The 14283-nt window shown below is 71.2% G+C and carries 15 protein-coding genes; 6 read left to right on the forward strand and 9 right to left on the reverse strand.

Features of this window, described 5'->3' with window-relative positions:
* Positions 1 to 66: 66 nt before the first annotated feature.
* Complete coding sequence (locus ABZ937_RS13580) at positions 67 to 969, reverse strand: D-alanyl-D-alanine carboxypeptidase (protein ID WP_361690377.1); 903 nt, start codon at positions 967 to 969, stop codon at positions 67 to 69.
* A 191-nt stretch (positions 970 to 1160) separates the two neighbouring features.
* On the opposite strand from ABZ937_RS13580, the gene ABZ937_RS13585 reads away from it, so the two are divergent.
* Together ABZ937_RS13585 and ABZ937_RS13590 are read left to right on the forward strand one after the other, a co-directional pair.
* The gene (locus tag ABZ937_RS13585; RefSeq protein ID WP_361690380.1) at positions 1161 to 1835 is read left to right on the forward strand and encodes a GntR family transcriptional regulator; all 675 of its coding nucleotides are present in this window, start codon (positions 1161 to 1163) and stop codon (positions 1833 to 1835) included.
* Positions 1832 to 3139: an MFS transporter gene (locus tag ABZ937_RS13590; protein WP_361690383.1), complete on the forward strand. Its 1308-nt coding sequence runs from the start codon at positions 1832 to 1834 to the stop codon at positions 3137 to 3139. Before ABZ937_RS13585 ends, ABZ937_RS13590 begins: the two co-directional genes overlap by 4 nt.
* Before the next feature lie 99 nt (positions 3140 to 3238).
* Here the strand turns inward: ABZ937_RS13590 and ABZ937_RS13595 are convergent, their stop codons facing one another.
* Entirely contained in the window at positions 3239 to 4063 is an 825-nt protein-coding gene (locus ABZ937_RS13595; RefSeq protein ID WP_361690386.1) for a maleylpyruvate isomerase family mycothiol-dependent enzyme, read from the reverse strand.
* Positions 4064 to 4246: 183 nt separating this feature from the next.
* Between ABZ937_RS13595 and ABZ937_RS13600 the strand changes: the two genes are divergently transcribed.
* Complete coding sequence (locus ABZ937_RS13600; protein ID WP_361690389.1) at positions 4247 to 5047, forward strand: carbon-nitrogen family hydrolase; 801 nt, start codon at positions 4247 to 4249, stop codon at positions 5045 to 5047.
* 6 nt (positions 5048 to 5053) lie between these two features.
* Here ABZ937_RS13600 and ABZ937_RS13605 read toward each other — a convergent pair whose 3' ends face one another.
* Positions 5054 to 5548 carry an LURP-one-related family protein gene (locus ABZ937_RS13605; protein WP_361690392.1) on the reverse strand — a complete coding sequence of 165 codons (495 nt, stop codon included), beginning with the start codon at positions 5546 to 5548 and terminating at the stop codon, positions 5054 to 5056.
* Between the two features lie 78 nt (positions 5549 to 5626).
* Between ABZ937_RS13605 and ABZ937_RS13610 the strand changes: the two genes are divergently transcribed.
* On the forward strand, positions 5627 to 6229 hold the full coding sequence (locus ABZ937_RS13610) for a hypothetical protein (protein ID WP_361690395.1): 603 nt from the start codon (positions 5627 to 5629) through the stop codon (positions 6227 to 6229).
* Here the strand turns inward: ABZ937_RS13610 and ABZ937_RS13615 are convergent.
* Positions 6200 to 7201 (reverse strand): helix-turn-helix domain-containing protein, encoded by a 1002-nt coding sequence (locus ABZ937_RS13615; protein WP_361690398.1) that lies wholly within the window; start codon positions 7199 to 7201, stop codon positions 6200 to 6202. The genes ABZ937_RS13610 and ABZ937_RS13615 overlap by 30 nt on opposite strands.
* Before the next feature lie 51 nt (positions 7202 to 7252).
* On the opposite strand from ABZ937_RS13615, the gene ABZ937_RS13620 reads away from it, so the two are divergent.
* Together ABZ937_RS13620 and ABZ937_RS13625 are read left to right on the forward strand one after the other, a co-directional pair.
* Complete coding sequence (locus tag ABZ937_RS13620) at positions 7253 to 7639, forward strand: cupin domain-containing protein (protein ID WP_361690401.1); 387 nt, start codon at positions 7253 to 7255, stop codon at positions 7637 to 7639.
* 149 nt (positions 7640 to 7788) lie between these two features.
* Positions 7789 to 8646 carry a calcium-binding protein gene (locus ABZ937_RS13625; protein WP_361690404.1) on the forward strand — a complete coding sequence of 286 codons (858 nt, stop codon included), beginning with the start codon at positions 7789 to 7791 and terminating at the stop codon, positions 8644 to 8646.
* A gap of 34 nt (positions 8647 to 8680) precedes the next feature.
* Here ABZ937_RS13625 and ABZ937_RS13630 read toward each other — a convergent pair whose 3' ends face one another.
* The 5 genes from ABZ937_RS13630 to ABZ937_RS13650 all read right to left on the reverse strand — a co-directional run bounded on the left by ABZ937_RS13630 (position 8681) and on the right by ABZ937_RS13650 (position 14238).
* Positions 8681 to 11092 (reverse strand): hypothetical protein, encoded by a 2412-nt coding sequence (locus tag ABZ937_RS13630; RefSeq protein WP_361690407.1) that lies wholly within the window; start codon positions 11090 to 11092, stop codon positions 8681 to 8683.
* A 120-nt stretch (positions 11093 to 11212) separates the two neighbouring features.
* Entirely contained in the window at positions 11213 to 11962 is a 750-nt protein-coding gene (locus tag ABZ937_RS13635; RefSeq protein WP_361690410.1) for a hypothetical protein, read from the reverse strand.
* A 240-nt stretch (positions 11963 to 12202) separates the two neighbouring features.
* The gene (locus ABZ937_RS13640; protein WP_361690413.1) at positions 12203 to 12544 is read right to left on the reverse strand and encodes a hypothetical protein; all 342 of its coding nucleotides are present in this window, start codon (positions 12542 to 12544) and stop codon (positions 12203 to 12205) included.
* Positions 12545 to 12622: 78 nt separating this feature from the next.
* Positions 12623 to 12874, reverse strand: a complete 252-nt coding sequence (locus ABZ937_RS13645) for a DUF6458 family protein (protein ID WP_361690416.1) — start codon at positions 12872 to 12874, stop codon at positions 12623 to 12625.
* A 65-nt stretch (positions 12875 to 12939) separates the two neighbouring features.
* On the reverse strand, positions 12940 to 14238 hold the full coding sequence (locus ABZ937_RS13650; protein ID WP_361690419.1) for a M18 family aminopeptidase: 1299 nt from the start codon (positions 14236 to 14238) through the stop codon (positions 12940 to 12942).
* Positions 14239 to 14283: the final 45 nt, after the last annotated feature.

The following is a 14283-nucleotide window of genomic DNA, read 5'->3' on the forward strand; positions in this document are numbered from 1 at the left end:
TGCCGGGCGCAGCACAAAGGGCCCGCCGCTTGTCGCGGCGGGCCCTCATGGCTGTCTGTCCGGATGTCAGCCGAGCTTGGCGAAGCCGTAGTTGAGGAGCTTCTTCGCGTCCGCCTCGCGCTGGGCGATGGAGGTGGAGGCGAGGACGGTGCCGATGACCGTCTTGCCGTTCCGGGTCGCGGCGAAGACCAGGCAGTACTTGGCCTCCGGGCCGGAGCCGGTCTTCACGCCGATGGTGCCGCTGTAGCTGCTGAGGAGCCCGTTGGTGTTCTTCCACGGGTTCATCGTGCGGATGCTGCCCGTCTTCGTGATCGTCTTCGCGGTGTACGACTTCGTCTTGACGACCGTGCGGAACGTGGAGCTCTTCATCGCGCTGCTGGCGATCTTCGTCAGGTCGCGCGGCGTCGAGTAGTTGTTGCCGTTGCCGATGCCGTCGAAGGAGTCGAAGTGAGTGTTCTTCAGCCCCAGGTTCGTGGCGGCGGTGTTCATCTTGCCGATGAAGGACTTCACGCGCGCGGAAGTGGTGGAGCCCGTGCCGTACTTGTCGGCGAGCGCGTAGGCGGCGTCGCAGCCGGACGGCAGCATCAGGCCGTACAGCAGCTGGCGGACGGTCACCTTGTCGCCGACGATCAGGTGCGCCTGGGAGGCGTTGTTCTTGACGACGTAGTCGCTGTAGATCTTCTTGATCGTGACCTTGGAGTCGAGGTTCAGGTTCGACTGCGCGAGCACGACCTTGGCCGTCATGATCTTGGTGGTGGAGCCGGTGGCGAGCCGGGTGTCCTTCTTCTTGTCGAACAGCTGCGAGCCGTTCGCGTCGTTCATGAGGTACCCGCCCTTGGCCACGATCGAGGGCGTGGTGACGGCCTGGGCAGGCGCTGCGGTGAGGGCACCGGTGGTGAGCAGCGCGCCGGACGTGACGACGACGGCGGCGGCTCTGCGGAGGCGGGTGCCCGTGATGCCGGTAATCAAAGTGATGTACCTCGAATGTCTTGAATGCCCCTGAAGTGCGGCCTAGTTGAGGTGGCAAACGGGAGGGGGGCCGCACGTGTGTGACACGTAAGTAGCACAGAAGGTTGTGCGGTCGCTGCGAGGGAGCTTCGTCACGTCCGCATGATGGACGGTCCTGCCGCTTGCGTACGTGTTGTATCTATCCTGTGGTCATGAAGACGGCCGTCGAGCAGCCCGCCACCCAGTCCCTCAAGCCGCCACCCGCCGCCGACCGCGTGTACGCCCACGTCAAGCAGGGTGTCCTCGACCGTCGCTACGAGGGCGGCACCCTGCTGACCGAGGGTGAGCTGGCCGAGGCCGTCGGGGTCTCGCGCACACCCGTCCGGGAGGCGCTGCTGCGGCTGGAGGCCGAGGGCCTCATCCGGCTCTACCCGAAGAAGGGCGCCCTGGTCCTGCCGGTCTCCGCGCAGGAGATCGCGGATGTGGTGGAGACCCGGCTGCTGGTGGAGGAGCACGCGGCCCGCAAGGCCGTACCCGCCCCGCCGGGCCTGCTGGAGCGGCTGTCCGAGCTGCTGGAGCAGCAGAAGGCGCAGGCCGCCGCCGGTGATCTGGCCGCCGCCGCGGTCACCGACCGCTGCTTCCACGCCGAGATCGTGCGCAGCGGGGGCAACGAGATCCTCTCCCGGCTCTACGACCAGCTGCGCGACCGCCAGCTGCGGATGGGCGTCGCCGTCATGCACTCCCACCCCGACCGGATCGCCAAGACGCTCGCCGAGCACGCGGAGATCCTGGACGCGCTGCGCGCCGGCGACGCGGAGGCGGCCGTCGGGGTCGTCCACCGGCATGTCAGCTGGTTCTCGCACCTCGCCCGGGGTGAGGTCCGATGAGCGCCACGGTGCGGAGCGCCACCCTCCCGGGTGACCCGCCGGGCGGCCGCCGGGCCGTCGCCGTGTGGTCCATAGGTGTGGCCGTCTACTTCGTCGCCGTCATCTTCCGTACGTCGCTGGGGGTGGCCGGCCTGGACGCGGCCGACCGCTTCCACGTGGGCGCCTCCGCCCTCTCCACGTTCTCCATCCTCCAGCTGCTGGTCTACGCGGGCATGCAGATACCCGTCGGCCTGCTGGTCGACCGGCTCGGCACCAAGAAGGTGCTGAGCATCGGGGCGGTGCTGTTCACCGCCGGGCAGCTGGGCTTCGCCTTCTCCCCCTCCTACGGCACCGCGCTCGCCTCCCGGGCACTGCTGGGCTGCGGTGACGCGATGACCTTCATCAGCGTGCTCCGGCTCGGCACCCGCTGGTTCCCGGCCCGGCGCGGGCCGCTGGTCGCGCAGCTCGCGGGGCTGGTCGGCATGGCGGGCAACCTGGTCTCCACCCTGCTCCTGTCCCGGCTGCTGCACGGCATCGGCTGGACCCCGGCGTTCGCGGGCAGCGCGCTGGCCGGCGCCGTCGTCCTGGCCCTGACCCTGCTGTTCCTGAAGGACCACCCCGAGGGCCAGGAGCCGGAGCCGTCCCCGCACCAGGGCGCGGCCTACGTCCGCCGGCAGATCGCCGCGGCGTGGCGGGAGCCGGGCACCCGGCTGGGCCTGTGGGTGCACTTCACCACCCAGTTCCCGGCGATGGTGTTCCTGCTGCTGTGGGGCCTGCCGTTCCTGGTCGAGGCGCAGGGCCTCAGCCGCGCCACGGCCGGCGAACTCCTCACCCTCGTCGTGCTGTCCAACATGGTGATCGGCCTGGTCTACGGCCAGATCGTCGCCCGGCACCACGCGGCGCGGCTGCCGCTGGCGCTGGGCACCGTGGGCGCCACCGCGCTGCTGTGGGCGGTGACGCTCGCGTACCCCGGGGAGCGGGCGCCGATGTGGCTCCTGCTGGTGCTGTGCACGGTGCTCGGGGCGTGCGGGCCGGCGTCGATGCTCGGCTTCGACTTCGCCCGGCCGGCCAACCCGCCCGAGCGACAGGGCACGGCGTCCGGCATCACCAATATGGGTGGCTTCATCGCCTCGATGACGACGCTGTTCGCGATCGGTGTGCTGCTGGACGCGACCGGGGACGACTACGCCGTGGCGTTCTCCGCGGTGTTCGTCCTCCAGGCGCTCGGGGTCAGCCAGATCCTGCGGTTGCGGGGGCGGGCGGCTCGGCGGGAGCGGGAGCGGTTGGTGGCGAGCCGGGTGGAGACAGTGCACGTTCCCGCCTAGGTGCCCTGTGCTGGTGTGGGGGCCGGGTGGGGTCGCTCGACGGGTGTCGCTGCGCCCACCCGTGCCGCCCCAGCGGCACGATTGCCCGCAGCTTGGTAGTTACTGCGTCACCGTGAAGTTCCGCAGGATCGCCGCCGTCAGGTCCTGGTCGCCCTCCGTCTTGACCCGGTCCGCCACCGCCTCGGGGGTGACCCGGCCGCAGGCCAGGCGGACGTAGGTCTCCCAGTCGAGGGTGAGCGTGGCGGCGGGGCCGAGGGCGGGGGCGGTCTCCACCGTGCCGCGGCCCTGGATGTCGACGCGGACGGTGCGCAGGAACTCGACCGGGCCGTGCACGTCGAACACGATCGCCGAGCTGCGCGGGGCCGCCGCGTCGTGCGCCACGACCTTGGGCAGCGCCTCCAGCAGCATGTCCCGGGTGATGTGCGCGCCGGGCGAGTCCAGGTTGCCGGGGTGGCCGAGGGCCGTGCGCAGGTCCTGCTCGTGCACCCAGACGTCGAACGCCCGGGCCCGGTAGGCCTGTTCCAGGGTGATCTCCGTGCCCAGCGGTCCGCGGACCAGGGTGCCGGGGTCACGGGACTCGTTGCGCAGCTGGCGGTTGCGGCGGATGACCGTGTACTCCAGCTCGGCCGTCATCTCCGGCGCCGTGTGGTGTCGGCGGACGTCGACCTGCATCTCCATGTACCGCTGGTGCTCGGTGGCGACGTGGAAGAGGTCGCGCGGCAGGGCGTGGATGGGGCGCGGGTCGCCGAGCATCTCGCAGTCCATGCCGATGACATGGGACACGATGTCCCGCACCGACCAGCCCGGGCAGGGGGTCCGCCGGTTCCACTCGCCCTCGACAAGCGGCTGCACCATCTCCGATATCGCTTCGATGGAGTGCGTCCAGGCGTCGGCGTAGGGCTGGAGGGTGGGATGCAGACTCACGGAACGGGACCCCTCGGCGGTCGGTACACGGGCAGGTGGTGGCGGCATTGCCAGCGGGCGGCGGCTGCACTTCGGCGGGCGTCTTGAGAGGCTAAGTTACGCTGCTGAAAGGCACCCCGGCAGTGCTTTCGTGTGACGATCGTAGGCCCGTGTGGACGACTCGAATGCCAGGACGGTGGTAGTGTGCGCGCCTCGCTGATCCAGATCGATGTGGACGAGGGTGAACCGGTCGACTCCCGGAGGCGGCGCGCGGCCGCGCTGGTGCGGGAGCAGAGCGGGGCCGACCTCGTCGTACTGCCCGAACTGTGGACCACCGGCGCCTTCGCCTACGAGGAGTTCGGCCGCGAGGCCGAGCCGGTCGAAGGTCCGACCTACGAGACGATGGCCAAGGCGGCGAGCGACGCGGGCGTGTGGCTGCACGCCGGCTCCTTTCCCGAGCGGGCCCCTGACGGCACCCTCTACAACACGTCTCTCGTCCTCTCCCCCTCCGGTGAACCGGCCGCGGTCTACCGCAAGATCCATCGCTTCGGCTTCGACAAGGGCGAGGCCGTGCTGATGGGCGCGGGCCGGGACCTGGTGACGGTCCGGCTGCCCGGGACCACGCTCGGCGTGGCCACCTGCTACGACCTCCGTTTCCCCGAACTCTTCCGCGGACTGGTCGACGCCGGCGCCGAGACGCTGGTGGTCCCGGCGGGCTGGCCCGAACGGCGACGCGCGCACTGGACGCTGCTGGCTCGGGCGCGGGCGGTGGAGAACCAGGCGTTCGTGCTCGCCTGTGGAACGGCCGGGACGCACGCCGGAGTTCCGCAGGCCGGTCACTCGATCGTGGTGGATCCGTGGGGCGAGGTGCTCGCGGAGGCCGGCCCCGGCGAGGAGGTCCTCACCGTCGACATCGACCCGGCGGAGGTGGCCGTGACCCGCGAACAGTTCCCGGCGCTGAAGGACCGGGTCCTGGGCCTGGAGCCGCCCCGGCACCGCGGCTAGGGCCCGTCAGTCCTCCTCCCCCTCCTTCTCGGCGAGGTGGATCACACACACCGCCACCGCGATGAGCAGCGCCGGGTCGGCGTCCTCCCGTACGACGTCCACGCCGTACGTGTCGCGGAGGGTCAGCCAGCGGCGGGAGATGAGCGCGAGGAGTTCGCCGTCGTACTCGACGGCGAACTCACGGTCCAGGATCTTGCCGCTGACGTCCAGTTCGGTGCCGTCCACCAGGGAGACCCGGTAGTGGTTGCGCAGCAGGGAGAGCCGCTTGCGCTTGATCCGGGCCAGGGCCTCGCCGTCCCGTTCGATCACCATGGTGTCGCGCAGGGCGAACATCTTCTGGTGGATGTCGATCAGGACCCGACCGTGGGCGTCCTTCAGCTCGAAGGTGTCCCGCAGGCGCATCGCCTTGCCGTCGACGAGGAACACTTTCCGGCCGTGTTCGTCCTCGATCCACCAGTCGTCACCGATGCCGAGGATCCGGTCGCGTACGAGGAATCTCATACGGATCATGCTTCCCCGGCGTCGGCCGATCGTCACAGAGCCGTCATACGAGAAGGAAAAGGGAAAGGAACGGGGAAAGTGAGATCAGACGGACGGGCGGGGTTCCTGGCGGTCGGGACCGCCCTGCTCGCGGCCTCCTCCGGGTGCGCCGACACGAACATCTGCGCCGGCTGGGACGTCGTACCCGGTGTGGGCGTCATGTTCGACCGTGCGGGGTACGGCGATCTCCAGGGTGCCTCCTACGAGCTGTGCGCGCGGGGCGAGTGCACCGAGGGCCGGCTGCGGCAGGAGCGCATCACGCACGTGAACCTCCCGCTGCCGGACGACGTGGACCCCGACGCCGGCCCGGTCCGCTTCCGGGTCACCCGCGAGGGTGCCGCTCGGCCCGTCGTCGACGCGTCCGCCGACGTGCGGCTCACCCACGAGTCCGACGGCTGCGGCGGCGGCGCCTACACGCGCGGGCTGGCCTTCACCCGCGAGGGCGGGCTGACGACGAAGGTCCCGAAGTCGCTGTCGGACGCCTGGATGCGGCAGGTCAGATCCGAGGCCACCTCAGATCCCGAACCTTCTCCGGATCCTTCGCTCGCCCCTTCCCCGGACCCTTCGCTCGCCCCTTCCCCCGGGCCGTCACTCGCCCCTCTCCCGGACCCTTCACCCGACCGTTCCCCCGACCCCTCCTGAGCCGGGCCCCGGCTCCCCTCCGAACCGCTTGCGGTACGCCGACGGGCTCAGCCCCGTCTCCCGCCGCAGCCGGGCCCGCAGGTTGGCCGCCGTACCCAGGCCACTGCGCGCCGCCACGACGTCCAGCCGCTCCTCGCCCCGCTCGATCAGCCGGCACGCCAGCGCCACGCGCTCCCCGGTGAGCCAGGCCAGCGGGGTCGTACCCAGCTGACCGCGGAAGCGGCGGTGCAGGGTGGCGGGGGAGACCGCCGCGCGGGCGGCGAGGTCCGCGACGGTCAGCGGCTCGCCCAGCCGCTCCTGCGCCCAGGCCAGCAGCGGACCGAGCGACTCGTCCGGCACCTCGGGCACCGGCCGCTCCACGAACTGCCGCTGCCCGCCGTCCCGGTGCGCGGCGAAGACGAGCCGCCGGGAGACATGGTTGGCGATCTCCGCACCGTGGTCCCGGCGCACCAGATGCAGGCCCAGGTCGAGCGCGGAGGCGCTGCCCGAGGCGGTGAGGATGTCGCCGTCGTCCACGAACAGCACGTCCGGTTCCAGCCGCACCTGGGGGAAGCGGGCCCGGAAGGCCGCCGCCCACATCCAGTGGCAGGCCGCCCGGCGCCCGTCCAGCAGCCCGGCCTCCGCGAGGGTGAACGCGCCCGAGCAGAAGCCGACGAGCCGGGCGCCCCGCGCGTGCGCCCGCCGGATCGCGTCCAGGACGCGTGCCGGGCGGGGTACCTCGGTGTCGGGCCGGTTCGGCACGATCAGCGTGTCGGCCGACTCGGCGGCCTCCAGACCGGCGACCCCGGTGAGTGTGAAGAAGCCGTCCCGCATCCGCGTCCGGGGCTCGGCCGCGCACAGCCGGAAGTCGTACAGCTCCCGCCCCAGCTCGGGCCGCGCGAGCCCGAAGATCTCGATGGCGCAGCTCATCTCGAAGGGGTTGGAGTTGTCGTCCACCACCAGCACGACACGGTGAGAGGATCGTTGCGGCATATGCGATTTCTAGCACTCGTGCGACGGTCCGGCGACCCGCACGATGAGCCCATGGAACCGATCTCCCTGGACGAAGCCCTCGCCTCCTTCACCGAGCGGTGGAGCCCCCGCATCGTCACCGCCGTCAACGACTACGACGTGCGCGTGGCCAAGGTGGAGGGCGAGCACCTCTGGCACGCGCACGCGGACACCGACGAGTTCTTCCTGGTCCTCTCCGGCGAACTGCACATCGGCCTGCGGGAGCCGGCCGGCGAGCGCACGGTGGTCCTGCCCAAGGGCTCGGTGTTCACCGTCCCGCGCGGCATCGAGCACAAGCCGTACGCGCCCGTGCCCACCGAGATCCTGGTCTTCGAGCCCACCGGGACGCTGACCGTCGGCGACCGGCACGAGGACATCCCCGACCACGTGGACGCCACCACGGGCCACGCACTCTCCTGACCGGACACCGGAATCCACCGGGACACCAGGTGTGCCCCTGATGAACTTCCGGGTTCGGCAAGGCAGTTGACCAACCAACGGACCGGGCTCCGAGTCGAACGGTGCGGAAGTCAGCGGAAGAATCCGCCCGTTCCTCCCGGAGGTGCACCATGTCCGCTCCCCCCGACCGCCGCAGGTCCGTGCGCGCGCTGGCCCTGGCCGTCGGCACGGCCGCCGCGCTGGCCGTGCCGTTCGCCCTGCCCGGCAGCGCCGCCGCGGCCACCGCGCCGGCCACCGCCGAGGTCAACCAGTACGGCTGGCAGCTCGCCTACAGAGCCGCCTCCGGGCAGACCAACAAGGCGACGGTCACCGCGACTCTCACCGGCGACCGGACCGGCATCACCTATGTCATCGACGACATCGTCCCGGTCAAGGCCGGCCACGGCTGTGCCTACCCGAACGGCGCCGACCACACCAAGGTCTCCTGCACGGTCACCGCCGAGGAGAGCCAGGACCCGTACGCCGCCCTCACGATGGACCTCGGCGACCGCGACGACACCGTCTCCTACGCGAACGACACCGGCCAGGTGTACTACTTCGCGCGGATGGACCTGGGCACCGGCGACGACAGGCTCACCGACACCGGCCGCCTCGACGGCAGCGACGTCTCCGGCGGCGCGGGCGACGACACCCTCACGGTCGGCAGGACGGCCCTGGCCTTCGGCGGCGACGGCCACGACACGATCAACGCGAACGGCGACCTGATCATCGCGAAGGGCGGCAGGGGCGACGACGTGCTGCGCGGCGGCGCCGCGGGCCAGGACCTGGCCGGCGACGACGGCAACGACACGATCTACGGCGGCACCGGCGCCGACACCCTGTACGGCGGCAAGGGCAACGACGTCCTGTACGGCAACAGCGGCGACGACAAGCTGTACGGCAACAGCGGGAACGACAAGCTGTACGGCGGCCCCGGTCGCGACACCCTCTCCGGCGGCCCCGGCCGCAACGTGATCCACCAGGACTGACGGCCGGGCCCGCCGGGCCCGGAGGGTCAGCGGATCACCGGTGTCCGGCCGCCTGGAGGCCGTCGTGGTCGTCCAGGGCGGCCTCGTCGTCGGCGTCCCCTTCGGCCTCCGCCTCGTGTTCGTCGTCCTGGGCGGTGCGCCGGCGGAGGTTCTCGACGTCCGTCTGGAGGCCGATGAGCAGCTTGTGGAGTTCGTCGAGGGTGGCCGCCGGAACGATCGGGGTGTGCCGGCCGACCTGCGGTTCCAGCAGGCTCAGCCGGTCCAGCGCGTCCCGGGCCGTGACCACGCTGTCGCGCAGTATCCGGCGCTGCTCGGCGGCCTGCTGGCTGGCGGGAGGCGTGAAGGCGCTTCCCGGTCCGGCCGTGCCGCCGGTCGCGGGCGCCTCTCCCGCCGAGCCGTTGATCGCCGAACCGCCGTCCGCGAACCCGTCACCGGCGGTCCCGTCGCTCGCGGACCCGTCACCCGCGAACCCGTCACCCGCGGACGCCTCGCCCGCCGCGCTCCCGGAGCCGTTCGCGGCCGTGGAAGAGGACGGGAAGAGGGGCAGGGACGGCTTCGGCGGGTGGGCCTTCAGCGCGCGCTCCGGGTTGGACGCCCACACCACGTTCCACTGGTACAGCTTCTCCGGCAGGCCGTCGGCGTCGCGCGCGATCTTGTCCTCGGCGTCGAGATCGACCCGGAAGTGGACGTACGGCGTCTCGGCGGGATCCTGCGCGCTCTCCCGCCGGGTGAGATGCCGCATGGTCACCGCGTTCTCGGGCAGCGCGTCGCTGCGGAACCGGTTCGCGGCCAGGGCCAGGGTCCACAGCCCCAGCTCGTTGTGCGGCCGGGACAGATCCTCGATGACCTGGTTGACGTCGGCGCGGAACGGGACGCCGCCCTTCTCCTTCGCCGCCATCAGGGCCGAACCGACGTTCCGCGTCAGCAGCTTGTCGGCGATCAGGGCCACGCCTCCGGCCACGGCCAGCGTGCAGCGGGCGTCGACATCGCCGGCCAGAGCCGGCGCCACCAGGGTCCTGAAGTCGTCCGTGGGGCGGGGAGTCCACTCCTGCAGCACGTCCTCGGTGAGGACACCGCCGTTGTTCCAGGCATTGCGGGCCTGGGTGGTGACCTGCTTCTTGTAGGCGCGCCAGGGCAGGTCGATCAGCGGTCCGAGCAGCTCGGCGAACCCCTTCAGCCCCATGCGCTTGCCACCCTTGATGGCCTTGGCCTGGTCCTTCAGGCGCTCCAGGAGTTCCGGCCGGGTCAGCCAGTAGACCAGGTACACGCTGCGCCACAGCGCGGTCCCGGGCGGCGCGGTCTCGCCGGGGACCACCTGGGGCAGCTCCTCCGGGGTGATCCGGCCGACGGCCAGCCCGTGCACGATCTGGAGATCGTCCTTCGGTACGAGGGAGTCGCCGAGCTGGATGACCCGCTTGAGCGCACGGGTGGCGACCTCGACGTTCTGCGCCGCCGCGTCCCACTGCTTGAACTCGACGTGCACCGAGGCGAGTACGGAGCGGATCGCGTCGTCGAAGAGGTCCTCCGCGGCGAGCAGATGCCCGGGGTGCCCCTCGGCTCCCACGGCGATCTGCGCCGGGAGTACGGCGGTCTGGGCGATCTGGGCGGCGCGCAGGCCCGGTTCGGACTGGGCCAGCTCCTGGGCGAACTCCTCCCGGAGCGCCCGGCGCCAGCGGCTCCGGTTCGCGGCCAGCCGCTGGCCCAGGGGGTCGCCGCCGGACGCGAGCGGCGCCGAGGTCTTCTTCCCGAGAAGCGAGTCCACGGCCAGCGCGGCGGCCTCGGCGGCGTCCGCGTCGGGCCCGGCGAGCACGGCCCAGGCGCTGGCGAGGCGGGTGATGCCGTCGCGTACGACGAGCATGTGGAAGGACTCGGTGCCGTCCTCGAAGGCGATCTCGACCGGGTGCGTGATCAGGTTGCGGGTGACCTTGCGGGCGAGGATGGACTGCGCGTAGCTGTTGAGCGACAGCGTGCCGTGGACGGTCTGCCAGACGTGGTGCCGGAGGTGCTCCATGTCGCGGTACCGGTACCGGATGACCGCGCACGCCCTGCCGTCCTCCGTCAGACCCTGCACCTGGGGGTCGGGGATCTCCATGACCTCCATGCCGGTGCGGGGCTGGATGCCGGGCAGCAGCTCGCTCAGGTGCACACGGGTGACGACCGAGTACAGGGTCGCGCCTTCTACGTTCTCCTCCATCAGCAGGCCGCCGGGCTCCTGCGCGGTGGAGCGGAGCTGCACGGCGAGGGCGTCCGGGCCGGTGGAGGCACCGCCGATGCCGCTCCAGGCCGGTACGGGCAGCAGCGTCAGCGGATTGGCCCGCCCGGCCTCGACCACCTTGGCGATGTCGTCGTCGGACGCGGTGGCGGGCAGCTCGGAGTCGATGTTGGACACCAGGATCGGATCGGAGCCCCAGCGGACATTGAGCGAGCGGGGAGTGTTGCGGGGCATGAGGATGACCTCCGGAGCACGGAACGGGGTACGACGGGTCGGACGGGTACGGCGGATACGGCGGATACGGCAGGGCGGGTACGGCGGCCGGGCGCGGGGCCCGGCCGCCGGTGACAGGGGTCAGAGCGTGAAGGGGCCTTCGGCGCCGGGCAGCAGCTCGGGGAACCAGGGCGGCAGGAGACGGCGCTGGTGCATGCGCGCCCAGTGGCGGTAGGCGCAGTAGGCGACGAACTCCGCGGGCTCCAGAAGACGTTCGGCCGCGGCCGTGATGTCCGCCGGGCCCTCGACGACATGCGGCGCCTCGGCGCCGGGCGGGATCCGGTACCAGGAATGGGTGCCGTTGCCGGTGCGGAGCAGCGCGAACGCGGCGGCGGCGTCCGCCGCGTGCTGCGCGGAGAACCGCTTCAGCAGGGCATCGGTGGCGTCCGTGGTGGACAGGCCATGGCCGCCCGCGGTGCCGACCGTGGTGCCGGGCAGGGCGGCGATCACGTCGATGCCACGCCTGAGGACCCGACGGTAGTTCCACTTCTCCGTCCGGTTCGGGCCACGCCTCAGGTACGCGCCACCCAGCGGTCTGCCCTGCCCGGCGGCCAGCTTCCGGGCCCGAAGGTCGTCGTCGGGCCGGACGTTGAGCGCCGGGTCGTCGTGCAGTTCCGCACGGAAGGCCGTCCAGCGGGCGGCTGCCCCCGCGATCTCGGCGAAGGGCAGCCGCAGCCACCCGAAGACGGTCAGGGCGGCGTCACCGGAGGGGACGACGACATAGGCATTCGCGTGTGCATGTGCGAATTCGGGGGTGGCGGGAAGGTGCCCCTCGCCGCCGGCGGCGAGGCCGGGCTGGTCGGAAGAGGGCAGATGGGCGTGGCCGTCCATGGTCGAACTCCATTGCTTCACAAGTGAGGTGATGGAGCTTCCGCTTGCAAACGCGGGCTCGCGCGTCGCACGCGCCACGGGCGTCACCGGCTTCACGCCCTTCACAGGGTAGGGGCGTGTGTGCCGGTCGGCCACCGAAATTGCTATTTTTGCCAGCGGTCGGTACGGAATGACTGATTCCGTACGATCGTGCGAGGGGCGGCCGTACGGCGGGCGAACAACCTTGCGACCCTACGGTGTTCAGGGAGTCAGTGCGTCGCGGGCGCCGGGATGGTTCTCGAAGAGCGAGGGCAAGGGGTTCCCGCCGATCCGGTCGAACTCCGCCAGCTTCGAGGCGATGGTGACGGCCTGCCCGAGGGTGCTGGTCTTCTCGATGACGAGCACGGAGTCGTTCTCCGACGTCGGCAGCCGTCTGGGCAGGGTGATAAGTCCGAGATTCCCCAACTCTTTCGTGATTTGTGCGCACAACTCGGCGCTCAAGCGGGCGCGGTCCGGCGCGGCGAGCTGCTTGATGAAACGCATCGAAAGGTGCTTCACGCCGTGATCCACCTGAACGGCGTGCTTGATAACGGTGAAGTCCATAACTCAGTAGATTACTGAGTTATGGACTGCGGCGGTGTGGCTTCCGCGGAAGCTCCCCGTCGTATCCCGGTCGTGCGCTCACACGCCATAGCCGTCGCTGTAGCCGTCGCTGTGGTGGTGGTGGCGTTCCTCCTCGACGACCGGGGTCGTCGGCGGGACCACTACCCGGCGGCGACGGGCGATTCCGGTGAATGTCGCCACGCCGATCAGACCCACGGCCATCAGGATCAGGCCGACGACGGTGAGGTTGACGTCCTGCATGTGCCAGTCGGTCGCGAACGTCAGGATGGCCCCTACGGCGATGAGGATGATGCATCCGCCGAGACCCATGAGACCTCGCCTCCCCTTCGGTTCCGGAATCTCCGGTGCCGTCCGGGTACCCGGCGGGGCCGCGCCTAGCCCTCCAGGAAGGCCGTCAGGGCGTTCGCCAGCAGGAACGGGTCGTCGGCGCCGCACAGTTCACGGACGCTGTGCATGGAGAGGATCGCGACGCCGATGTCGACCGTGCGGATGCCGTGCCGGGCCGCGGTGATCGGGCCGATGGTCGTACCGCACGGCATGGAGTTGTTGGACACGAAGCTCTGGAAGGGGACGTTCGCCTTCTCGCAGGCCGCGGCGAACACCGCGCGGCCCGAACCGTCCGTGGCGTAGCGGTTGTTGACGTTGACCTTGAGGATCGGGCCGCCGTTGACCCGCGGGTGGTGCGTCGGGTCGTGCCGCTCCGCGTAGTTGGGGTGCACGGCGTGGCCCGTGTCGGAGGACAGACAGACCGTGCCCGCGAAGGCGCGCGCCCGGTCCTCGAAGGATCCGCCGCGCGTGAACACCGAGCGCTCCAGAACGGTGCCGAGCAGCGGGCCGTCCGCGCCGGTGTCCGACTGCGAGCCGTTCTCCTCGTGGTCGAAGGCGGCCAGCACCGGGATACGGGTGAGCGGGGCGCCGGAGGTCGCCACGGCGGCGAGGGCGGCGAGCCCCGCGTGCACCGACAGCAGGTTGTCCATGCGCGGACCGGCGACCAGCTCCCGGTCCCGGCCGAGGTAGGCCGGTGGCTCCACCGGGTGCACCATCAGGTCCCAGCCGGTCACCGAGCCCGTGGCCAGCCCGGCCTCCTGCTCCAGGAAGGCGATGAGGTCGCCCTCCCGCGCGTCGTCGCCGAGGCCCCACACCGGCTGCAGATGCCGCTGCTTGTCCAGCTTGAGCCCCTCGGAGCTGACCGAACGGTCCAGGTGGATGGCGAGCTGCGGCACCCGCAGCAGCGGCCGGTCCACGTCGACCAGGACCGAGGAGCCGTCGCGCAGGGTCAGCCGGCCCGCCAGGCCCAGGTCCCGGTCCAGCCAGGAGTTGAGCAGCGGGCCGCCGTAGATCTCCACGGCGACCTGGCGCCAGCCGTGCGCCCCGCTGTCCGGGCGTGGCTTGACCCGGAGGTTCGGGGAGTCGGTGTGCGCGCCGATGATGTGGAACGGGGTGTGGGGCTCGGCGCCCTCGGGCACGTACCAGGCCACGATCGCGCCGCCGCGCAGCACGTACTTGCCGCCGCTCGTGCCGTCCCATGCGTCCGTCTCCGACACCTGCCGGAAGCCCGCCTTCTCCAGCCGCTCGGCGGTGTTCGCCACGGCGTGGTAGGGCGACGGGCTCGCCGCCAGGAAGGACATCAGGTCGTCGGTGTGGCCGCGGTCGAAGCGGGCTGGTGCGCTCATGGGATTCACCTTAACGACGTGCACGGGCCCGCTCCCGGAAAGGAG

Origin of the sequence: Streptomyces sp. NPDC046727 (assembly GCF_040645635.1) — a bacterium.
In the GTDB taxonomy this organism is placed as follows: Bacteria; Actinomycetota; Actinomycetes; order Streptomycetales; family Streptomycetaceae; genus Streptomyces.